The sequence below is a fragment of the Kribbella sp. NPDC055110 genome (genome assembly GCF_053607525.1).
The window spans coordinates 487,600-508,495 of sequence record NZ_JBSGTS010000001.1 but is presented as its reverse complement, the minus strand read 5'-3'; the positions used below and the strand labels follow the sequence as shown (position 1 = coordinate 508,495).

Genomic DNA, 20,896 nt, shown 5'->3' with positions numbered 1-20,896 from the left:
TCCTACGGTGATCACATGACGACGCTCTCGCAGAACCTCCTGGACCTCTCGGACTTCGCGTGGCAACGACTACAGGGCCGCGTCGAGGGACTGACCGACGAGGAGTACTTCTGGGAACCGTTCGACGGCTGCTGGACCGTCCGGGCGACGGATGACGGGTTCGTGGCCGACTGGGCCTGGATCCCTCCCGCTCCCCCGCCGTTCACCACTCTCGCCTGGCGGATCACGCACATCGCCGACCTGCTGCAGGCCGAACGCACGGCGACCTGGTTCGGGCACGAACCTGCCGCCACAGATGCTGAGGCCGCAGTCCCGGGATCAGCCGCGGCCGCCCTTGAAGCGCTGGACCACGCGTACGAGATCTGGCGCCGACGCCTCGCCGCGCTCAGCCAAAAGGACCTCGACCGGCCGATGGGCGCGATCGCAGGCCCGTACGCCGACAACGACGGGGCCTCGTTCGCGCTGCACATCCTCGACGAGCTGATCCACCACGGCGCCGAGGTCGGCGCGGTGCGTGACTTCTACCGCGGTGCGCACGCCGAAGACCCGTTCGCGGCCGCCCTTGCTGGTGAACTCACACCGGCCGACCGCCCCGCACTGCTCGCCGAGGCCGCCGCTGCACAGCGCTGGGAGGTCGTCCCGCAACTCGCGGACCTTGGCTTCGCCGTCAACGAGCCTACGGCGGACAACGTCACCGCGGCCCACCTCGCGGCCGGAACAGGTTCCCTCAGCACTCTCCGGTACCTGGTGGAGAACGGCGCGGACCTGTCGCTGACAGACTCCCGGTTCAACGCCGACGTCCGTGGATGGGCGCAGTGGTTCAAGCAGGATGAGGTCGCGGAGTACCTCGCAACGGTCTGACTTGGCGTGAGGCCAATTGACGTGGTGGCGGGGTCCTGCGCGGTGACGGGGTCCTGCGCGGTGACGGGGTCCTGCGTGGTGGCGGGGTCCTGCGTGGTGGCACGGTGTGGGTCGTGGCCTTCAACTGCCGCGTGCGGCCCCGCAGCAGTTGGCGGCTCGGTGCGTTCGTGGGCGTTGTGACGATCGATGAGCGGGGCTGTACGTCTGGCGGTGTTTCGGTTCGACGCGCCGGCAGTGGATGGTCAGAAGGGTGCTGGCGCGCGGGCAGTAGTGCGGACTGCAGCGCCCGCGGCAGAGGTGCAGGTGTTGGTTCCGGTAGCGGCGTCTGATTCGGCGGCGGGTTGGGACCGTTGGGTGGCGGGGTTGGATCGCTCGGTGGTGGGGTCCGATCGCTGGGCGGTGGGGTCCGATCGCTGGGCGATGGGGTTGGCTCGTTGGGTGTTGGGGCTGGCGTCGGCTTGTCGGGTGACCGGGCCTCGGGCGGGTGGGATTGTTTGGTAGCGGTGGCCGGTGGGGGTGGTGAGGGTGATGGAGCCGTCGGGGTTGCCGGAGGTGGTCCAGCCCCAGGCGGCGGTGTCTTTGATGACGTGGTGGTATTCGCAGTACGGGGCCATTCCGGTCAGGTTCGTGCGGCCGGTTCGGGTGAAGGGGGTGAGGTGGTCGCGGTCGCAGTCGCGGGAGGTGCGGTTGCAGCCGGGCCAGGCGCAGACGGGGTGGCGGGCGAGGAGCGTTTCGGTGACGAGTGCGCCGGGGTCGTGGCGGGTGGTGGATGCTTCGAGGACGGTGCCGTTGGTGGGGTCGGTGAGGAGCCGTCGCCAGGTGCCGTCGGTGGCGATGCGGCGGGCCATGTCGGCGGGGATGGGTCCGTAGCCGGTGAGTTCGGCGGGGTTGTTGTCGAGGCCGAGCAGGGTGGAGGCGGGGACGACGACCTCGATGTGGGGGCGGCGGCGGTGCTGGTCGGGGAGGCGGCGGCCGAGCCAGTCCAGGCCGTTGTGGAGGATGTGTTCGAACAGGTCGGCGGTCACGTCGGCACGGCGCTGTTCGGCGGTGCGGGCGTCCCTCTCCGCACCCGCACCCGCACCGGCACCCGCACCAGCGCCCGCACTGGCACTGGCACCTGCATCGGCATCAGCACCGGCACCAGCGCCCGCACCGGCACTGGCACCCGCACCGGCACTGGCACCCGCACCGGCACTGGCACTCGCACCGGCATCGGCATCGGCATCAGCATCAGCACCCGCAGTGGCGGCGGTGGCGGTGGTGGTGATGTCGTGGTGGTGGCGGTGGTGGTGGGTGGCGCCTGGATCGGGATCGGGTCTGGCATCCGGGGATCCTTGGCCGGCGTCCGCGGGAGGCGTCGGCTCGGGATCCTCGGGCGCGCTGCGCGGCCCAGGGGCGTCGGTGGTGGTGCGGCCAGCTGAGTCGGTGGTGGAGCTGGTGGTTGGGGTGCCACGTTTGGCGAGGGTGGCTATGGCTTGGATGGTGATCCAGATCTGCTGGATCTTGTCGGCGGTGTTGACGATCCATAGGCCGGCCATGCCGTTGGCCAGCGGGACGATCTTGCAGGTCCGCTCGGCAACCGCGGCGCGGTGGTCGTCGGCTGCGCGAGCGGTCGTATGTTTCGCGACCTGGCGGCGCAACGACTCCAGGAGGTTGCGGTGGGTCTGCTTGGCGGCGCGTTTCAAGACATGCGCCTCCACGGCTCGTGCGGCCTCATCCGGCAGCGCGCTCGTCGCCTCGGAGATCGCCAGCGCCTTGCCCCAGGTCAAAGCCCCACACCGCAACCCCGTATGCGTGGCCGACAGGGTAGAGGTCAGACGTAACGCCGTGTCGACCCGCCGCCCGACGGTATTCGGCGACAACCCGAGCGCGAGCGCGATCTCGCCGTACCAGGACCGCTCGGGATCGATCGGGCGGCCCCTGGAATCGATCTGCGTCGGGCGCGGCGCCTCGCGGTGCTCGGCACGACGCTGCCGGACGAACGACGCCATCGCGCCCGCCTTGATCGACTCCCCCCAGCCGATCAGCCGGTTCGCGGCCTTCATCAACTCCACCAGCGCCATCGGCGACATCGCCTCCGGCCGGGTCTCCTCCAGCGCAGCCGCCAGCGCACCACCAGGCGGCAACAGCACCCACGCCGGCGCGACACGGCGCAACATCTCCCGCTCCGCCTCGTCCTGCTCGACACCGTCCCACTCCTGCCACTCCAACTCGTCCACCCGCGAGTAGCGGCTCCGGCCCAGCAACTCGTCCAACTCGGCATCCAACGCGTCTTCCTCAGTGACGAAGCGCGTATCTTCCGGGAACTCGGAACCTGTCAGGTGGTACAGGTCGTCCGGGACGTAGCCATCGTCCACCGGATCGGCGTCGCATCTGCAATGGACACACGCGACGCCACTGCGAAGGGCCGGATCAGCGCGCGAGACGGTGTCGGTGGTGACCGGATGGTCGCCGCCTGCCCTGGTGCCAGCTCTCGTTCGCATGTGACCTACATTAGAACATCTGTTCGATCGCACCAAATCAGGGTACGAACGCGCGTTGGGAGCGGTGGCGGAAGTCGCTGGGGGTCAGGTCGTGTGCGGTGGTGAAGCAGCGGGTGAAGTAGGACTGGCTGGTGAAGCCGCAGCGGGTCGCGATGGTGGCGATCGTGTCGTTGGTTGCTGCTAGCAAGGATGCGGCGTGTTCCAGGCGGAGGTCTGTGACGAAGGCTGTCGGCGTGACGCCGTACGACGCGCGCATCGAGCGGGACAGGTGTGCGGCGCTGACGCCGGCGAGTGCGAGCAGACGCGGTACGCCGCTGCGGAGGTTGTCCTCGGCGCGCATCGACGTACAGGCTCTGGCCAGCCAGTCGGGGATGCGCGAGCCGCCTGGGTCGCCCGGCGTGAAGAGGTCAAGGAGATCGATCCAGAACCGCAGCAGGTCGTACGTCGTCGGGTTGTCCTGGAAACGGGTGAGCGCGTTCTCGAAGACCGGGATCGCGGCCGGTTGGTTGATGCTGATCGGTCCGCGAGAGGCCCGGGTGAGGTCCAGAAATCCTTGCCAGATCGAGCTCGGGAACGCGACGTTCACGAACTCGAGGCCGTCTGGAGCCGCACCGCGGACCGCGTGGCGGTCGCTTGGGCGGACCAGGACGACGTCGCCGGCTCGCAGCGGCGCGACACCAGTCGTCAGCAGGTGCTCGCCGCTGCCGGACACGACGCCCATGAACTCGTGGAAGTCCGCGTGCGTGTGCAGTTCGGTGTCGCGGGCCCGGGCCGGGATCCGCACCCGCGCCGCGTGGTACGGCCGGCCGAACGCGTGCGCCTCGAAGCGCAGGACCTGATCCACATCAAGACAGTACTAATTCTCGTCGTACCGCTGCTAGTCCCAAATATCCCGAACACGCACGCTTGAGGCATGTTCGAAACCGATGGTTATGTGATCGTCCGTGACGTCATCGACCAAGACCTGATCAAGGAAGTGAACGATCATGTCGAATGGCTGCAGGCCCGGCATCCCGAGGTCCGGCCCGAGCAGCTCGGGCACATCTATCTGCGTGACGACCCGTTCTGGGTCCGGCTGGTGAGCGACGACCGGCTCGTCGACATCGCCGAGAAGTTCGTCGGGCCGGACATCGCGCTGTTCGCGTCGCACTACATCTCCAAGCCGCCGTACTCGGGCCAGCCGGTGCTCTGGCATCAGGACGCCGCGTTCTGGCCGCTCGACCCGATGGAGGTGGTGACGCTCTGGCTGGCGGTCGACCACTCGACGCCGGAGAACGGGTGCGTCCGGGTGATCCCGGGAAGTCACCGCGCCGAGGTCGCCGGGATGCGCGACAACACCGACGTGGAGAGCGTGCTCGGCAAGGAGATCGCGGTCGAGGTCGACGAGTCGCAAGCCGTCGACATGGTGCTCGCGCCGGGCGACGTCGAGGTGCACCACCCGAACATCGTGCACGGCAGCAATGCGAACACATCCCCTCGGAGGCGGTGCGGGCTGACCATCCGGTACATCCCGACGTCGACGAGGATCACCGATCCGGAGTCGCCGTACCCGAGCGCGTTCCATCTGCGCGGCGAGCCGGGGGTGAACAGTTACCAGCCGCGGCCGCAGTGCGTCGAGGGCCGGCACTTCCCGTTCGCCGGCGCCTGAGCCAGGCGCGAATTGACATGCGAAGAGCCCGCCCCGAGTTCAGGGCGGGCTCTTCGGTGACTCACTCGAGGCAGATCCGGAACGGGTGCCCCGCGGGGTCGGCGTAGATCCGCCAGCCGCGTGCGTTGTCGGCGGGCGGCGGGTCCAGCGGATCGAGCGGCTCGGCGCCGAGGGCGACCACGGTCGCGTGCCCGCTGGACAGATCCTCGACGATCAGGTCGAGGTGGAGATCCTGCGCGTCGGTGCCGGGCCAGGTGCCGGGCACGTACTCCTCCGAGCGCCGGAAGGCCAGCGTCGAGAACCCCAACGAGGAGCCGGGGCCGGTCAGGCTCCGCCAGTCCTCGTCGCCGTTCTCGTCGATCTCCAGCCCCAGCAGCGCCGAGTAGAACTCGGCGAGCTCGAGTGGGTCCGGGCAATCCAGAACCACCGAGCCGAGCCGCCCGGCAGTACTGCCCGGCTGCTCTGCCACCTGCGTCATCTGTCCTCCACAATCTGGTTCGTCAGCCTGCTCCTGATACGGGGCAGGTCCGGCCAGGGCCCACTTGTCGGGAGGCCCGGCCGCCTACGATGACAGGTCGCGGGGACAGTTGGCACCTTTCGACACGCGTTCTCGCCAGGTGAGCCGGTCGCTGACAGTGAAGGTTCGAGTGCGCTACCCCTAAGACTGCGGTATGCCGGTAGCACGCCTGCGTTCACCGAGTTTGCGGATCTTCGCCCGCGTCCCGCAGTCCTCCATCGCGCACCAGCGCCGCGAACCGTTCCGGCTGCGATCCAGGAACAACCAGCCGCAGCCTCCGTCGTCGACCGGGCAGGCCCGCAATTGACGCAACTCGACGCTCCGCACCAACTCGACCGCGGCCACCACCAGCCGGTCGGGGATCAACTGCGCCGGCGACGTACCAACCATTAGCTCCGCGATGCCATGCTCCCGGCCCGCGGCTGGAATCAGCATCGACCGAGCGGCCGCAGCCGACCACCGCAGCATCAGCCGCTCGAACGCCGAATCCTCGCTGTGTTTGACGCCATCGGCCGCGACCACGGCACCAGCCGCCCGCGGCGCGAACACGTCGTACGCCGCCTCGCGAATCTCCAGCGTCGCGTTGAAGGCCTTCGTGGCCAGCTCCGGCGACGAGCGCCACGTACCTTCGACCGCACTGTAGTCGCGCAGATCGATCAACCCGATCCGGCGAGCCCACGCGACCAACTCGGCGGGCGAGGTCAGGTAGTCATGCTCCACCGCGCCGCCTCGAATCCGCGGCGTGACCGTGTTCACCAGATCGAGGGCAGGATGTCCGCCCACGATGCGGAGCTCGGCATTGCGACTGTCGGTCATAAGTGAGAAGCTACCACCATAAGCTCTTTTACTGGAATCACAGGTGAAGACATGTCGCCGCGCCGAACCTCGCTGGCCCTTCTGATGCTCTCGGTCGGCACGTTCTCCTACGTGACCATCGAAGTACTGCCGATCGGCCTGCTGACCGTGATGGCCGACGATCTGCACCGGTCCCGCTCGCAGATCGGCCTCCTGGTCAGTGGGTACGCCGTCATCGTCGTCCTGATGTCCATTCCGCTGACCCGGCTCACGCGGCGGTGGCCGCGGCGAGCTGTCCTCAGTGGGACCCTCGCGGTCGTCACCGTCGCGAATCTGCTGGCTGCCGCCGCACCGACGTACGAGGTGCTCTTCGGGGCCAGACTGATCACAGCACTGTCCCAGGCACTGTTCTGGTCGATTGCTCCGTCGATCGCTACCAGTCTGGTCGCACCGGAGTTCCACGGCCGGGCGGTGAGCCGCATCTCGATCGGCGCCGCGCTGGCGTCGGTCCTCGGCGTACCGCTCGGCACCCTGCTGGGCGAGCACACCAGCTGGCGAATCCCTTTCCTGGTGATGGGTGGGCTGGGTGCCGCAATGTTCGCAGGCGCTATGACGCTCTTGCCGCGGACAGAGCCTCAGGGCGGCGTCTCCCGCCGGGGTACCACCCCTGATGTACGTCGGTACGTCGCAGTCGTCGCCACCGCGGCCATCGGGGTGACGGGCTTCATGACGTTCAACACCTACATCACGCCGTTCCTGCTGGACGTCAGCGGTTTCGGCAGCAATGCGCTCGGGCCGATCCTCCTGGCCAGCGGGATCGGCGGTGTGGTGGGCGCTGTGCTCGTCGGACGAGCCCTCGACCAGAACCCCTGGCGCACGCTGCTCCTGGCGCTTGCGCTCCTCACCACGTTCCTCTTCGGGCTCGCCGCGTTCGGGCGGTGGCAGGTGCCCACAGTCGCGCTCATCGCGGTGACAGGGCTGGCCTACAGCGCCATGGCCGTCGCCCTGCAGACCAGGACACTCCAGATCGCGCCGATGCGCACAGAGCTCGCCTCAGCCGGGATGAACTCGGCGTACAACGCCGGCATCGCCGCAGGCGCGTTCATCGGCGGACTGCTGATCGACAACACGACCGTGCGCAGTGTGGCCCTGGTCGGCGGTCTGGTGCTGGCTGTCGCGACCCTTCTGACGTTGAGCGAGCCTGTGCTGGCTCGGCGCTCGGTGCGGCCGGCAGAGTGCGAACATGACCGCCCGAGGCGACAGGCGATCGAGCCGGCCGGGCTGTAAATATTGAAGTCTCTTGACGTAATGCCGGGAGCCCCGAACACTTCCGATCATGATTCCGCAGCCCACGGCGCAGCAGGCCCTCCCCGACGAGACCTTCACACTGCAGCCCGACGCCACCATCGGCCACGACGACTCCACCACCCAGACGATCGCCGAGAGGTTCGCCGCGCAGCTCCGCCGGTCGACCGGTTTCGCGCTGCCGGTACAGGAAGGCACCGGCACGATCACGCTGTCCACCAACGGCCCGGAGTCGCTCGGTGCCGAGGGCTACGAGCTCCGCGCGGACGCGTCCGGCGTGACCGTCACCGCGGCCACCGCGGAGGGCGTGTTCCGCGGCGTCACCACCCTCCGGCAGCTCCTCCCCGCGAAGGCTGAGGCCGACAGCGAGCAGGAGGGTCCATGGGAGGTCGCTGGTACGACGATCTCGGACTCCCCGCGGTACGGGTACCGCGGCGTGATGCTCGACGTCTCGCGGCACTTCTTCACCGCCGACCAGGTGAAGCGCTACATCGACCTGGTGTCGCTCTACAAGATCAACCGGCTCCACCTGCACCTGTCCGACGACCAGGGCTGGCGGATCCAGGTGGACTCCTGGCCGCGCCTCACGGAGTACGGCGGCAGTCAGCAGGTCGGCGGCGGCGCAGGCGGCTACTACACGAAGGCGGAGTACGCCGACCTCGTCCAGTACGCCGCGGAGCACTACATCACCGTCGTACCGGAGATCGACACCCCAGGACACACCAATGCGGCGCTGGCGTCGTACCCCGAGCTGAACAAGGGTGACCAGGCGCCGGACCTCTACACGGAGACCGAGGTCGGTTTCAGCTCGCTCGCCATCGACAAGGACGTGACGTACGAGTTCCTCGACGACGTGTTCCGGGAGGTGGCCGAGCAGACGCCCGGTGACGTCCTGCACCTGGGTGGGGACGAGGCCCACTCGACACCGCACTCGGAGTACCTCGACTTCGTACCCAAGGCCGCCGGGCTGGTCGTGAAGCACGGCAAGCGGGTGATGGGGTGGCACGAGATAGCCGACGGGCCGCTGCCTGCCGGCACTGTCGTGCAGTACTGGGGCACCGAGGACCCCAAGGCTCAGGTGCTGGCGGAGAAGGCAGTGGAGCAGGGGGCGACCCTGGTCCTCTCCCCCGCGAACCGGGCGTACCTGGACATGAAATACCACGAGGGGACGCCACTCGGCCTCCAGTGGGCCGGTCTGGTCAGCGTGGAGCAGTCCTACAGCTGGAACCCGGCCACGCTGATCCCGAACGTGCCGGCGAGTGCGATCGACGGCGTCGAGGCGCCGCTGTGGACGGAGACACTCGACGACCTGGAGAAGGTCGAGTTCATGACGTTCCCGCGGCTGCCGGGCATCGCCGAGCTCGGGTGGTCGCCGGAGTCCGCGCTCGACTGGACGACGTACCGCGACCGGCTGGCCGAGCAGGGCCCCCGCTGGGAGGTGCTCGGAGTCAACTTCTACCGGGCACCGGAGATCGACTGGCGCTAGCGGAGGACGCGGTCCAGGAGCCAGGCCGTGGTCGCGTCCACGTCCTGCTCGGCGACCGTGTGTTGCGTGGCGCCGTCGTCGGCGGCGTCACGCACCTCCAGCCGGTACACGTACCGGTCCGGCTGCGGCCGGCCGGAGCCCAGGTCCTTGGCGCCCAGTGCCCGGACCGCGTCCTCCAGCTGGTCGGCGTCCGGCTGGCCGCTGGTGTCCAGCTCGCCCTGCTTGGTCAGCCCGGCGAAACCGCCCGTACGGGTCACGCTGACGATCACTGCTGCCTCCTCGGTGGGGCGTGCCGGCGACTGTCCACAGCCGCGCGACACGCCGGGAACTCCGATCAGAATCATGCGCCCATCACCCGGCGTACCGGCCATTGTCCTTCGTTGCCATCCTCCGGTCCGCACCTCTGGGGGCGAAACAGCAGGTCGGCGCGGGATTTCCGGTTCCGGACCGGCCCTGTGCCGCGCAGAATCGAGCGTGTACGGAGGGTAGCGAGTCGCGACAATCAGCGACACGTGTTTGTGGTCACCCCTACCATCAGGCCGCAGAACGGCTACAGTTATGGCGTTGCAGTTTTGGACTCCCTGACTTTTGCTGTGCTGCATGGCCGGTCTGTCGTCTGGGGCCTTTCGGCGACGCGCGGCTCATGAGGTGTGGGTCGCGGATTGTTAATAGCCATCGAGGAGATAGACAAATGGCTGTCGGTACTGTCAAGTGGTTCAACGCTGACAAGGGCTTCGGCTTCATCACCCCGGATGACGGTGGCGCGGACGTGTTCGCGCACTACTCGGCCATCCAGATGTCGGGCTTCCGCTCGCTGGACGAGAACCAGCGCGTGGAGTTCGAGATCACCCAGGGCCAGAAGGGTCTGCAGGCGGAGAACATCCGCGCGATCGGTTCCTGATCGCCCTTCCAGCACACTGACGAGAGGGTCGCACACCACCAGGTGTGCGGCCCTCTCGCCGTCTAAGTGCAACCGCGGCACGACGTCGCGGAGAAGCCCGGACTGGCCTTCGCCATGAAGATGGTCGTCCCGGCCCTCAAAGTCGGCCTGTTTCTCGCGCCGACGCGTCCACCGGATCGTGTATCGGCACAAGCTCGACAACGCCTACTCCCGATCGCCAGCCGTATGACGACCGTCGGCATGCGACGCTGCGTGAATCCTCACCATCAGTGCATCCTGATCGCTGCACGAACAGGGACTAGAGCAGCTCCTGACGATTCGCCGCCCCCGAGAGGTGAACAAGCAGTGCATGGATGTCATCCTGGTCCATGCCAGCCGCGAACAGGGCCGGCTCCTCCTCGGGGTCAGCCAGCTTCTTGACGGACGGATCGTCCAGGATCTCGCCCATGAAGGTCAGCTTCTTAGCCAGCCGGTCAGCGACGATCGCGTCGACCGTTCCCTCGGAGATGAGCACAGTGATGTTGGTCTTGGTACCAGCAGCGAGCCCGAGGCGATGGATTCGATCGAGGCTTTGGAGGTAGCGGCCGGCTTGAAAGTCACGGTCCACGAACACAGCGTCGTGACACACGTGGTGCAGGCTGATGCCTTCGCCTAGTGTTGCCGGGTTCGAGACGAGTACAGCGCAGTCTGGGTCCTCCCGGAATCGTCGGAGCTCCTCTTCACGATCTGCCGTACCGCCGTGGACCACAGCCGGCTGGAACGGACTCAAGAGTGTCTGCAAAGTAGCGATGCTGCGCACGAAACTCGCCCAGACCAGAGTCTTCCGGCCGGCCTTCGCGTTCGCAGCCACGATCGAGACCGTCTCCTGGTACTTCGGCGGGACTTCATACTGAGGTAGCCGGCGGAACAGTGGCCAGAGGGGACTGCCTTCCGGGATGTCGAGCGGCGGTACCTGGAACGACAGTGGCTCGTACGCGCTGGAGCCCTCCACGAGGAGCGCCGGACTCGTAGCGGCCATGAGAAGCCGCAGAACTGCGCGGCCGAGTGCCTCGAAATCCCTGCTCTCTGCCTCCGCCCGAGGCGACATGGTACCAATGAGCGCGTCATAGATCTCTCGATGCAACGGGGGCATCGGAAGCATGCGGATGCGAGTCTGCACAGGAGGAAGTCCAAGCTCGTGTTTGGTCGTGCGCGTATACAGCGGCCGCAATACTGAGCTGGCATACGCGAGGTTGCCGCCGCCGACGGCCTGCGTGACGACTCGCCGCCCAAACCCCGGCCAGACGAACGAAAGGAGGTTCTCGAGATCTTTCGCGCCGTTCGGAGCCGGCGTGCCGCTGAGAATCATCCTTACCCGGCTGAGCGGACCAAGCGCGATGCAGGCAGCCCCGTAGACACCCGCTCCCCCGAGCTTCATCCGGTGCGCTTCGTCAAGCACAAGGATCGAGGGCTCGGCCTTCAACCAGTCAGACAGCACACCGAGAGACCGGTCCAGACGCTCGTAGTTCACAAGAACGATGTCGGCGTTGGCGGCCGGTCGCTTCTCGAGGATCTGTACCGCCGGCGGTTCGCCGAAGCATACCTGGGACTCCTCAGCCCAGGCCTCGTACGCCGATTTCGGGCTGATCACCAGCATGCGGGACACGCGCCGCTGCTCGCGGAGGGCTGCGAAGACCGCCAGCGAGACTCTGGTCTTGCCCGCACCCGGAACGCTGAAGTTCGCGCCATGCTTCATCGACAGTAGGCGCGCCACATCACGTTCCTGGAACTTGGTGAGATCGCCCGTCCAGTCCACGCCAAGCATGCCGCGTACGTCCGCGGGATTGATCACTTGGTCCGGAGGCGCACCGCTCAGCAGCTTGTCGACATCATCGGCCGAATCCAGCAGGTCTACGATGAGAACCTCGAAGTCAGGCTCCCAGACCACGTGCTCGGGATCCGGCCACTCGGCGAGCGCGGCGATTCCGGCGACGAACCCATCGATCGGGATGGAAGCGGCCAACTGGTCTACCAGCCGGCCAGCCGGGAATCTCGCCATCAGGCGGCCGAGCGGCTGCCGATACGCCGGCACACACCGGAGCAATGCCTGCGTGCGGGTGAGGTCGAACCCGATCACGAGCCCGGCATTAGGACCTGGTTCCACTCAGTATCCCTTTCCGAACTCCTCGAGCAACCACGACGCACCGTCACCCGGATCCTTCACAGTCTTTCGTGTCTCACGGGCCAACGCCTCGAGGCTCTTGCGAAGATCCAGCAACGCATCATCGAACGCCTCCTCATCGAGGCTCTGCGTCGCACGCGACTGGGCTAGATCGGTAACACACTCATTGACGTCCGCGGTGGCATCCAGCAACCGCTTCGGTGCTGCTTGTTTCCGCTTCCTGACTCGGCTATCGCGGCCTGCACGATCGATCGCTGAGTCCATGGCTGACCTCAACTTGGCCAAGTCTGGACCACTGTCACTCTGCACGGCATCTGGTACCCCGCTTGCCACCATGCGGGCCCGGAGCGCCGCATCAGTAAGCGCCTTCGCCTTCACCAATGATCCTGACTCTTGCTTTACCGAGCGGCCAAGCCCAGGGATCGCCACTCCGCCGCCGGTGGCCTTGGGGGCGCCTTCGGCAGGCAACACCACCGACAAGTACTGCCTTTCAAATCCCGGCTCGATGAGCCGAACATCAGTCTTCGAGAAGCCGAGGATAATCGCGGTCATCCGGCTCTCGAGCAGCAGCTCCGCCTTCTCAGGGTTTGTGGCTTGGAGCTTTTCATAGGCGCGGTGAAGCTCTCGCAGCTTCTCCTGGTGTTCCTCGAACGAGACGAGTGACAGACGCGCGCCATCCACATCGCTCCGTGCGATCATCGCCTCGATACATGACAGGACCCACTGATCTTGCCTGCACCGAGCGGCAGTCGTCCGGAACGTAGCCGCGATCGTCGCGAGCGGCGCGCCGGCATCAACTAGCTCCTGAACAGCCAGGAGGCGGTTGATGTACGAGTAGTCTCGGCGATGCTCCTTCCGCAGCTGCAGCGACAATTCGACGTCCGCGATGTCCTGCCAGTCGCACGAGGCTGGGAGCACTGCAACGCGCATCGGATGGTTTGGGCCATGAAGCTCCACCAGCGCTGCGCGGCGAGTATTGCCGTTCACCAGGATACCGTCGTGTGTCACCAACCCCGGCTCGCTCTGACCATACTCACTCAGGCTCTCGGCCAATTCGTTGAACTCTGGATCCCTCCGCGAGGGATCTGAGGGCTGTGCCTTCAGCAGACTGTCGAGGTACGCCTGGCTCCCTGAACTCCAAGGATCGACCTCGAGCAGTTCGTCGCGGTGAGCGTCATAGCTTCGCTGAGCGCGGACCCGATGCGTCGCCGGGTTGTAGTGCAGGTTGCCGACTGGGAGCTGGATGACATCCAAATGCTTAGGTGTCCCACGCCACTCGATCGTAAGCGTCTCGCGTGGGCCGTCGCCGTCGACAAGCTCGTCGAGGCGGCTCTTCACTAGTGCTCGGTTCTCATCCGCGTTGGCCGGTCGGCCGTAGTCCTTAGTCACGTGTTATCCCTGCTCCTCATCACGCATCAGCGGAGCTTCTCACAGCTGCGCCTAATCCAGGTCCAACTCAGCCCGAACGGCCTCCCGCGATTCCGCCGGCAGCGTCCGGTACTCACTCCACACCCGCTCGAGCCTGCTGAACTCCCGGGCATCGGCCTTCATCCATCCGGCCAGTACCCGGCGCTCGACCGAGCTCAAGGCGGTCACGCCCGCGACGACTGCCGGCAGACTCGCCTCAAGATCCCGGCCACCCACCCGGCAGCGATTGCACTCCGTCACCAACTCGATGTCCACGCTACCGTCCGGCTTCACCACCTTGCGCCGCGCAATGTCCAACTGAGCGGTCTCGTAGGTGCCGGCGTACGTATCACCCGGGGTGATGCCGCACGATCGGCACATGTGCCTGTCAGCCGAGAGCACCTGCCGACGCCGCCCCGCACCGATCGCGGCGGGGCCCTTCGAACGCTGGCCAGCCCTTCCCGGCTCCCACACCGGAACACCCAGCGTAACGAAGCGCTGCTGGTGCGTGCCAAGCGCCACGTCCTCCCTGCTCGTGTCGATCCGCCAGCCGAAGTCGCGCAAGTCGCGAAGTCGGCGGTCGACCTGCGACACACCAGGAAAGGCGTCTCGCAACGACTCCTTGGTGAAGTCGTTTCCCTCGCCGACCACCTGGATTAGCCACAACGCGACCCGCTTCATGGTACCCAGCGAATCGTCCTGCCACGACGGCAAGACCATCGATCCTCCACTAGCCAATCACCGGCCGCGCCCCGATCGGCACGCCCATCTGATAGTTCACTTCAGGAGAGTAGAAGACTTCACCGGACCGGCGCAAGAGACTGTAAACATGGACTGGCTGTAAACACTCAGCTAGGTAATTAAATTCTTGATTACAAATCTGTAGCCACACTTTCCACGCCGTCCAGACATTTTGTCCCCGGGAGGGTCTACGATGCTCTCGTGGGTGACTCAGCCCACAGCCGACAGAGGGAGGGCAGTGGCGCTCCGAGGAGAAATCTCAGCGTCGTACGCGGCGGAGGCGACACGGGAGCAGTGTGATCTCGCGCTCGCGCTCCGTGTCCTGTACGCCGCCAGCGAGCCGATCAACATGCGTGCCCTTGGCAAGCATCTCCAGTACTCGGCTGCCGCAATCTCGCATTATCTCCACGCTCGCAGGATCCCGCCGACAGGCGTAATCCTGAAGCTGTACGATCTGGCTCTCGACCGTCAGAGTCTGCGCGGTGTGACCAAACTTCCTTACAGCATGGGCGATTTGCGACTACTTGAAGCCGCCGCGCGAAGACAGCCAGCGCGTGATCCGGTCGCGGATGCCCCTCCGCGGGTTCGCAGGGGGGACCGGCGCAACGGCCCCGCCGACACCACGCCAGCAGCGCGGGGGTACCGGCGCAACGACAACCGGCCGGTGCCGGACGCTGTCCACGGCGCTAGCGGGGGCAGGCGCCGCCATCTGGTCGGCAGCCTCCTCAGCGCTTCGCCGACGGATCGGGTGGCCGCCCTCTGGTATCTCGGCGGCGAGCTGTCCAGCAAGGAGCTCGCCGAGGTCTGCGCCTCCCTAGCCCAAGCCGGTCTCCGCGATGAAGTCGACGCCCTCCTGAACGGCGCGCTGGCCCGGGGAAAGGATCTCGTCGGGGTGATCAAAACTCTTCTGGTGGCGTAAATCGATCGACGGTGAATCGCGAGGAAGGAGATCTGACGGACAGGATCAATAATTGAATGTCCGCGGATGCAGGTCGTTCTCGATCCTGCTGACCTGCGGTGCTGTCACGCTCTCAATATGTGATTATCGGAGAGCCGATGAAACATGCCTTGTTGCAAATAAGGAAGTGCCCAACCACCTTGGCTTGGCAACCGGAGGCTGGGCACTCCATTTTGGCGACTCCCCTGGAGGGAAGAACACCGTGGTCTATTATAGGCGGCGCGAGTCAAACGCCCGCTCCACACGCTCGAGACCGGGCAGGCTGTCGTCACGTCGGCGCCCGGTGGTTCGATGTGATGATGCGTCTCGTCACGAAGGGTCACTAGCCCGCCGACTTCAGCTCATCGGCAAACTGCTGCTCAAGGCAGCGCTTGGCGCAATCCTCGCGGCGGTGGTTCGCTGGGTGAGTAGCGACGTTGTCCCCTGGCTGCTGCAGTCGGTGCAGCACTGGATGTGACCGCCGTGTCTGTGACGCCCGTGCCGGCGCTCAAGCATCACATACACGGTCTGTGCCTCGATCTGCTCAGCGCAGCCGCGGTACGACGTCGCGCGCGATCTGCTCGAGGACGGTTTCGGAGCCGGCGTACACGCCCTCGGCGCGGGGCCAGTGGGTGATGACGTCGGTGAAGCCGAGGGCTGCGGCGCGGCCGACGGCGTCCTCGAAGACGGCCGGGCTGGACAGCGCGTAGACCTTGGAGTCGAGCGACAGGTACCGGTTCAGGTGGCGGCCCTCGAGGAGGTCGTCCAGGCGGTGGCTGAGGTCGGCGACCGACGCCCACCAGCTGTCCAGGTCGTCACCCGCTCCCCCGGTCGTCATCCACCCGTCGCCGTGCCTGGCGGCGAACTTGAGCGACCGCGGCCCGTTGCCGGCCAGGATGAACGGGACACGTGGTTGCTGGATGCAACCAGGCAGCGTGCGGCCGTTGCGCGTCTCGAAGTACTCGCCCTCGAAGTCGACGCCGTCCGTGGTCAGCAACGTGTCCAGAAGCTGCACGAACTCCTGATAGCGGTCCTGCTTCTGCCGCGGTGTCAGGTCGGGCCCGCCCTGGATCGTCGCGTCGAGGCTGCCGCCGGCCCCGATCCCGCACAGGAATCGGCCGTCGGACACGTCGTCGATCGCGAGGATGTCGCGGGTCAGCGCCAGCGGATGCCGGAAGTTCGGCGAGGTGACGAACGTGCCGAGCTTGATCGTCGACGTGACCAGCGCGGCCGCCGTCAGCGTCGGCGTCGTCCCGTACCACGGTGAGTCCTGGAGGCCGCTCCAGGTCAGGTGGTCGTACGTCCACGCATGGTCGAACCCGTACTCCTCTGCCCGCCGCCACCGCGGCGCGGCGTCCTGCCAGCGGTACTCCGGCAGAATCGCGATCCCGAAACGCATGACCGCACCTTACCGAGTGTGGCCGAAACCACGATTGTTGCGTTTTGCCACGATCTCCGACACGGTCGTAAGGCATTGTCCCCGACACAACAGAACGGAGGCGCGCCTAAGCGAGGCGTGACTTACCTGTGGCGATTGATATCGACAGCCAGGCAGACACTCAAGACCCCGCACCGCATCCCGCAATCGCAACGCCCCCACCACCCGGCAGCCGAAGTCATGGCTCCGGACTCGACCGCGTCACCTTCGGTGTCACCGCGGTCATCGCCCTGGCCTTCGTCGCCTGGGGCATCGTCGACGCCGCCGGTCTCGGTACGACGTCCACCTCGGCCCTCGGATGGGTCGAACAGAACACCGGCTGGCTGTTCGTCCTGCTGGCCTCCGGCTTCGTCGTGTACGTGATCTGGCTCGCCGCCGGCCGGTACGGGCGGATCCCGCTCGGCCGGGACGACGAGAAGCCCGAATTCAGGACGGTGTCCTGGGTCGCGATGATGTTCAGCGCCGGCATGGGCATCGGACTGATGTTCTTCGGCGTCAGCGAGCCGCTCTCGCACTTCACCGATCCCCCGCCCGGCACCGTCGACGGCGGGTCGTCGAAGGCGCTCGAGACTGCCATGGCGACCACCTTGTTCCACTGGACGCTGCATCCGTGGGCGATCTACGCCGTCGTGGGCATCGCGATCGCGTACGGCACGTTCCGGCGCGGGCGGTCGCAGCTCATCAGCGCCGCATTCGCTCCGCTGCTGGGACGCCGTACCGAAGGACCGATCGGCAAGGTGATCGACGGGCTGGCGATCTTCGCGACGCTGTTCGGGTCGGCTGCCTCGCTCGGACTCGGGGCGCTGCAGATCGGTTCCGGTGTCCGGATCCTCGGCTGGCTGGACAAGACCGGGAACGGCGTCATGGTCGGCGTGATCGCCGTGCTCACCGCGGCGTTCGTGGCCTCGGCGGTGTCCGGCGTCGCGAAGGGCATCCAGTGGCTGTCGAACATCAACATGGTGCTGGCCGTCGCACTCGCGGTCTTCGTGTTCGTGGTCGGCCCGACCGTGCTGATCCTGAACCTGGTGCCGACCGCGATCGGCGACTACTTCCGCGACCTGGCGGAGATGGCCGCCCGGACCGAGGCGAGTGGCGGCGACGCGATGGCCACCTGGCTGTCCGGCTGGACCGTCTTCTACTGGGCCTGGTGGATCTCGTGGACGCCGTTCGTCGGCATGTTCATCGCCCGGATCAGCCGCGGCCGCACGATCCGGCAGTTCGTCACCGGCGTACTGCTGGTGCCGTCACTGGTCAGCGTGCTGTGGTTCTGCATCTTCGGCGGTACGGCGATCGACCTCCAGCGTGACGGCACCGACATCGCCGGCGCGTCGACGACCGAGGGGCAGCTGTTCGGCATGCTCGACCACATCCCGCTGAGCGCGGTGACGACGGTCATCGTCGTCCTGCTGGTCGCGATCTTCTTCGTGTCCGGTGCAGATGCCGCGTCGATCGTCATGGGCACGCTGTCCGAGCGTGGTGCGATCGAGCCGAAGAAGCCGCTGGTCATCTTCTGGGGTGTGCTGACCGGTGCGGTGGCGGCGGTCATGCTGCTCGCCGGCGGAGGTGGCGCGGACGCCTTGCAAGGCCTGCAGAACCTGACCATCGTCGCGGCGTTACCGTTCGCGGTCGTGATGGTCGGGCTTGCGGTCGCCCTGGCGAAGGACCTGCGCACGGATCCCTTGATGTTGCGCAGCGAGATCGGCTCGGAGGCGGTCGAGGCTGCGGTCATCGAGGGGGTCAGCAACCACGGCGAGGACTTCGCCCTGGTCGTCAAACCCCCGGACGAGCCCCGGGACGCGTAGGAGTGGGGAATGTGGCTAGGGAGCTCGTACCGATGCTTCCTAGCCACACCTTCCCGTCGCGTTCGCGGACGCCGGTCGGCATGTGGAACTGCGGGTGCTTGGCGCGCAGGTCGTGGATCAGTTCGCCGGTCTCGTCGTACGCCTGGATCTCGATGACGTCCGCGGCCTTCGGCTTGAGCGCGTCCGGCAGCGCCCAGACGACCTTGCGCAGCACGGGATGCTTCGGCAGCAGCAGATCGAGTACGGCGTTGCGCGGCGACCCGACCGCGACCCAGATCAGCCCGTCCGAGCCGCGGGCGATGTTGTCCGGCAGCCCCGGGATCGCAGCGATCTGCACCGGCTCCGCGCCCTCGGTCGTGAGGTCGAGCCGGTAGAGCCCGTACGTCGCGGTCTCGGCCCAGAAGAGCGTACGGCGGTCGCTGCTGAGCGCCACGCCGTTCGGAAAGCCGCGGCCGGTCGCCAGCCGGGTGAGCTCCCCGTCGGGCGTACGGCGGTACACGCTGCCGGTCGTGGAGTGTTCGAGGAGATCGGCCATCCACTCGTCGATACCGAACCGCGTGGACGAGTCGGTGAAGTAGATCGTGCCGTCCTCGGTGACGTCCGCGTTGTTGCAGAACCGCATCGGGCGGCCGTCGATCTCGGACAGCAGCGTGGTGATCCGGTTGTCCTTGCTGAGCGTCAGCAGGCCGCGGTTCGCGTCGCAGATCAGCACCTTGCCGTCCGGCAGCCATTCCAGGCCGAGCGGCCGGCCGCCGGTGTCGGCGAGGGTGCTGATGGTCTTGCCGTCGGCGCTGACGCGCAGGATGCGGCCGTCGTACAGACCGGTGAGGACGCTGCCGTCGTCGTCGATCAGCGTGTCCTCGGGGCCCGCGCCCGGCAACGCGACGACCTCGACGTCCACATCCGTCGGTTGCCGTACCGGCGGCGCGGGCGGCGGGGTCCAGCGAACAGGCGCGATCGACGACTTCATGCCGCAGACCCTAGCGCGCACTTGCTAGAAGATGACCTCGCCGCGGGCGCGGCGAGCGCGGAGCTTCTCGAGGGCCTCGTCGAGGATCTCCTGCGCCTCCTGCTCGGAGCGACGCTCCTTCACATAGGCCAGGTGGGTCTTGTAGGGCTCGATCTTCGGCGGAGGGGGCGGGTTGTTCACATCGGTGCTGGTCGGCAGACCGCACCGTGGACAGTCCCACTCCTCCGGGATGGCCGCCTCGACCGCGAACCAGGTCGCCGTCTCGTGCCCGTTCGCACAGAAGAACACGATGCGCTGCCGGGGCGCGGTGTCGCCGCGCTCCGCCTCGCCCATCGGCCCGGCACCGACCCGGCTGCCACGAATCGCACTGCCACCACCAGCCACGGGAACCGACCCCTCAGCCGAGCTTGTAGAGCAGGCCGACCGCGACGATGGACGCGAACCAGATCAGACCGACGCCGATCGTGATCCGGTCCAGGTTCCGCTCGGCGACCGACGAGCCGCCGAGGCTGGACGACACACCGCCACCGAACAGGTCCGAGAGGCCGCCACCGCGGCCTTTGTGCAGCAGCACCAGCAGCGTCAGGAACAAGCTGCAGACGATCACGACGATCGAGAAAGCGAGAATCACGAGGAGTAGCCTAACTGAAGGTCCAGGTAACGGCAGATGCCGGCGAACTCGTCCACCTGGAGGCTCGCACCTCCGACCAGGCAGCCGTCGACATCCGGTTGGGCCATGATGCCACCTGCACTGGCCATCTTCACCGATCCGCCGTAAAGAATCCGTACCGAGTCGGCGACCGAGGGTGAGATCGTCTCCTCGATCCGGCCCCGGATCGCGGCGATCACCTCCTGCGCGTCCTCCGGCGTCGCGACCTCGCCGGTGCCGATCGCCCAGACCGGCTCGTAGGCCAGCACCAGCTTGCGGACGTCGTCCGGCTTCAGCCCCGCCAGCGCGCCGTCCACCTGGGCCAGCGTGTACGGAACCTGCTCGCCGGCCTTGCGGACCTCGAGGCCCTCGCCGACGCAGACGATCGGGATCAGCCCGGCCTCGAGTGCCTTCGCCGTCTTGGCGTTGACCAGGGCGTCGTCCTCGGCGTGGTACTGCCGGCGCTCGGAGTGTCCGGTCAGCACATAGGTGCAGCCGAGCTTGCTCAGCATCGCCGCCGAGATCTCGCCGGTGTACGCCCCGGCGTCGTGCGTGGACACGTCCTGCGCGCCGTACCTGATCTTCATCCGGTCACCGTCGACCAGCGTCTGCACGCTGCGAATGTCGGTGAACGGCGGCAGCACCGCCACCTCGACCCGCTCGAAGTCGTGCTTCTTGTCCTGCAGCGTCCAGCTCAGCTTCTGCAGCAGGTGCACGGCCTCGACGTGGTTCAGGTTCATCTTCCAGTTGCCCGCCATCAACGGCGTACGGGCAGCTGAGTTGCCGGTGGCCATC

The 20,896-nt window shown here is 66.9% G+C and carries 20 protein-coding genes; 7 read left to right on the top strand and 13 right to left on the bottom strand.

The annotated features are described in order from the left end of the window. The first annotated feature begins 15 nt into the window (after positions 1–15). Positions 16–861, top strand: coding sequence for a DinB family protein (locus ACWF0M_RS02200; RefSeq protein ID WP_452233752.1), 846 nt, complete (start codon positions 16–18; stop codon positions 859–861). A 242-nt stretch (positions 862–1,103) separates the two neighbouring features. Here ACWF0M_RS02200 and ACWF0M_RS02195 read toward each other — a convergent pair whose 3' ends face one another. Then, a complete protein-coding gene (locus tag ACWF0M_RS02195) occupies positions 1,104–3,377 on the bottom strand; it encodes a hypothetical protein (RefSeq protein ID WP_452233751.1) in 2,274 nt (757 codons plus the stop codon). 4 nt (positions 3,378–3,381) lie between these two features. Then, a complete protein-coding gene (locus ACWF0M_RS02190) occupies positions 3,382–4,188 on the bottom strand; it encodes a helix-turn-helix domain-containing protein (protein WP_452233750.1) in 807 nt (268 codons plus the stop codon). A gap of 69 nt (positions 4,189–4,257) precedes the next feature. Between ACWF0M_RS02190 and ACWF0M_RS02185 the strand changes: the two genes are divergently transcribed. Continuing rightward, a complete protein-coding gene (locus ACWF0M_RS02185) occupies positions 4,258–4,992 on the top strand; it encodes a phytanoyl-CoA dioxygenase family protein (protein ID WP_452233749.1) in 735 nt (244 codons plus the stop codon). A gap of 61 nt (positions 4,993–5,053) precedes the next feature. Here the strand turns inward: ACWF0M_RS02185 and ACWF0M_RS02180 are convergent, their stop codons facing one another. After that, on the bottom strand, positions 5,054–5,470 hold the full coding sequence (locus ACWF0M_RS02180) for a VOC family protein (protein ID WP_452233748.1): 417 nt from the start codon (positions 5,468–5,470) through the stop codon (positions 5,054–5,056). Positions 5,471–5,650: 180 nt separating this feature from the next. Continuing rightward, positions 5,651–6,325 (bottom strand): CGNR zinc finger domain-containing protein, encoded by a 675-nt coding sequence (locus tag ACWF0M_RS02175; protein ID WP_452233747.1) that lies wholly within the window; start codon positions 6,323–6,325, stop codon positions 5,651–5,653. Between the two features lie 51 nt (positions 6,326–6,376). On the opposite strand from ACWF0M_RS02175, the gene ACWF0M_RS02170 reads away from it, so the two are divergent. Next, positions 6,377–7,591 carry an MFS transporter gene (locus ACWF0M_RS02170; RefSeq protein ID WP_452233746.1) on the top strand — a complete coding sequence of 405 codons (1,215 nt, stop codon included), beginning with the start codon at positions 6,377–6,379 and terminating at the stop codon, positions 7,589–7,591. Between the two features lie 49 nt (positions 7,592–7,640). Further along, positions 7,641–9,095, top strand: a complete 1,455-nt coding sequence (locus tag ACWF0M_RS02165) for a beta-N-acetylhexosaminidase (protein WP_452233745.1) — start codon at positions 7,641–7,643, stop codon at positions 9,093–9,095. Here ACWF0M_RS02165 and ACWF0M_RS02160 read toward each other — a convergent pair. Further along, a complete protein-coding gene (locus tag ACWF0M_RS02160; protein ID WP_452233744.1) occupies positions 9,092–9,439 on the bottom strand; it encodes a protealysin inhibitor emfourin in 348 nt (115 codons plus the stop codon). The genes ACWF0M_RS02165 and ACWF0M_RS02160 overlap by 4 nt on opposite strands. Positions 9,440–9,786: 347 nt before the next feature. Here ACWF0M_RS02160 and ACWF0M_RS02155 point away from each other — a divergent pair, with 347 nt between their 5' ends. Next, entirely contained in the window at positions 9,787–9,996 is a 210-nt protein-coding gene (locus tag ACWF0M_RS02155; protein ID WP_130385526.1) for a cold-shock protein, read from the top strand. Positions 9,997–10,294: 298 nt separating this feature from the next. Here the strand turns inward: ACWF0M_RS02155 and ACWF0M_RS02150 are convergent, their stop codons facing one another. From ACWF0M_RS02150 to ACWF0M_RS02140, 3 genes are read right to left on the bottom strand one after another with little or no spacing between them, the layout of a single operon-like run. Continuing rightward, complete coding sequence (locus ACWF0M_RS02150; RefSeq protein ID WP_452233743.1) at positions 10,295–12,112, bottom strand: SNF2-related protein; 1,818 nt, start codon at positions 12,110–12,112, stop codon at positions 10,295–10,297. 27 nt (positions 12,113–12,139) lie between these two features. Then, positions 12,140–13,546, bottom strand: a complete 1,407-nt coding sequence (locus ACWF0M_RS02145; protein ID WP_452233742.1) for a hypothetical protein — start codon at positions 13,544–13,546, stop codon at positions 12,140–12,142. Between the two features lie 51 nt (positions 13,547–13,597). Continuing rightward, positions 13,598–14,284 (bottom strand): hypothetical protein, encoded by a 687-nt coding sequence (locus ACWF0M_RS02140; protein ID WP_452233741.1) that lies wholly within the window; start codon positions 14,282–14,284, stop codon positions 13,598–13,600. Positions 14,285–14,498: 214 nt separating this feature from the next. On the opposite strand from ACWF0M_RS02140, the gene ACWF0M_RS02135 reads away from it, so the two are divergent. Continuing rightward, positions 14,499–15,224: a hypothetical protein gene (locus ACWF0M_RS02135; protein ID WP_452233740.1), complete on the top strand. Its 726-nt coding sequence runs from the start codon at positions 14,499–14,501 to the stop codon at positions 15,222–15,224. Positions 15,225–15,786: 562 nt separating this feature from the next. On the opposite strand, the gene ACWF0M_RS02130 is transcribed toward ACWF0M_RS02135, so the two are convergent. Further along, a complete protein-coding gene (locus tag ACWF0M_RS02130) occupies positions 15,787–16,641 on the bottom strand; it encodes an LLM class flavin-dependent oxidoreductase (RefSeq protein WP_452233739.1) in 855 nt (284 codons plus the stop codon). Between the two features lie 128 nt (positions 16,642–16,769). On the opposite strand from ACWF0M_RS02130, the gene ACWF0M_RS02125 reads away from it, so the two are divergent. Next, positions 16,770–18,482 (top strand): BCCT family transporter, encoded by a 1,713-nt coding sequence (locus ACWF0M_RS02125; RefSeq protein ID WP_452233738.1) that lies wholly within the window; start codon positions 16,770–16,772, stop codon positions 18,480–18,482. Here ACWF0M_RS02125 and ACWF0M_RS02120 read toward each other — a convergent pair. Genes ACWF0M_RS02120 through tpiA form a run of 4 tightly spaced genes read right to left on the bottom strand, consistent with a single transcriptional unit; the run spans position 18,451 to position 20,895 of the window. After that, positions 18,451–19,452, bottom strand: a complete 1,002-nt coding sequence (locus tag ACWF0M_RS02120; protein ID WP_452233737.1) for an SMP-30/gluconolactonase/LRE family protein — start codon at positions 19,450–19,452, stop codon at positions 18,451–18,453. The genes ACWF0M_RS02125 and ACWF0M_RS02120 overlap by 32 nt on opposite strands. A gap of 24 nt (positions 19,453–19,476) precedes the next feature. Continuing rightward, positions 19,477–19,836: an RNA polymerase-binding protein RbpA gene (locus tag ACWF0M_RS02115; RefSeq protein WP_131296896.1), complete on the bottom strand. Its 360-nt coding sequence runs from the start codon at positions 19,834–19,836 to the stop codon at positions 19,477–19,479. Between the two features lie 13 nt (positions 19,837–19,849). Beyond that, positions 19,850–20,083 carry a preprotein translocase subunit SecG gene (secG, locus tag ACWF0M_RS02110; RefSeq protein ID WP_130448352.1) on the bottom strand — a complete coding sequence of 78 codons (234 nt, stop codon included), beginning with the start codon at positions 20,081–20,083 and terminating at the stop codon, positions 19,850–19,852. After that, a complete protein-coding gene (gene tpiA, locus ACWF0M_RS02105; protein WP_452233736.1) occupies positions 20,080–20,895 on the bottom strand; it encodes a triose-phosphate isomerase in 816 nt (271 codons plus the stop codon). Before tpiA ends, secG begins: the two co-directional genes overlap by 4 nt. Position 20,896: the final 1 nt, after the last annotated feature.

Coding starts and splice junctions, on each gene's coding strand:
- ACWF0M_RS02200 (WP_452233752.1), top strand. CDS start 16: ATGACGACGCTCTCGCAGAACCTCCTGGACCTCTCGGACTTCGCGTGG.
- ACWF0M_RS02185 (WP_452233749.1), top strand. CDS start 4,258: ATGTTCGAAACCGATGGTTATGTGATCGTCCGTGACGTCATCGACCAA.
- ACWF0M_RS02180 (WP_452233748.1), bottom strand. CDS start 5,470: ATGACGCAGGTGGCAGAGCAGCCGGGCAGTACTGCCGGGCGGCTCGGC.
- ACWF0M_RS02175 (WP_452233747.1), bottom strand. CDS start 6,325: ATGACCGACAGTCGCAATGCCGAGCTCCGCATCGTGGGCGGACATCCT.
- ACWF0M_RS02170 (WP_452233746.1), top strand. CDS start 6,377: ATGTCGCCGCGCCGAACCTCGCTGGCCCTTCTGATGCTCTCGGTCGGC.
- ACWF0M_RS02165 (WP_452233745.1), top strand. CDS start 7,641: ATGATTCCGCAGCCCACGGCGCAGCAGGCCCTCCCCGACGAGACCTTC.
- ACWF0M_RS02160 (WP_452233744.1), bottom strand. CDS start 9,439: ATGATTCTGATCGGAGTTCCCGGCGTGTCGCGCGGCTGTGGACAGTCG.
- ACWF0M_RS02155 (WP_130385526.1), top strand. CDS start 9,787: ATGGCTGTCGGTACTGTCAAGTGGTTCAACGCTGACAAGGGCTTCGGC.
- ACWF0M_RS02140 (WP_452233741.1), bottom strand. CDS start 14,284: ATGGTCTTGCCGTCGTGGCAGGACGATTCGCTGGGTACCATGAAGCGG.
- ACWF0M_RS02135 (WP_452233740.1), top strand. CDS start 14,499: ATGCTCTCGTGGGTGACTCAGCCCACAGCCGACAGAGGGAGGGCAGTG.
- ACWF0M_RS02130 (WP_452233739.1), bottom strand. CDS start 16,641: ATGCGTTTCGGGATCGCGATTCTGCCGGAGTACCGCTGGCAGGACGCC.
- ACWF0M_RS02120 (WP_452233737.1), bottom strand. CDS start 19,452: ATGAAGTCGTCGATCGCGCCTGTTCGCTGGACCCCGCCGCCCGCGCCG.
- tpiA (WP_452233736.1), bottom strand. CDS start 20,895: ATGGCCACCGGCAACTCAGCTGCCCGTACGCCGTTGATGGCGGGCAAC.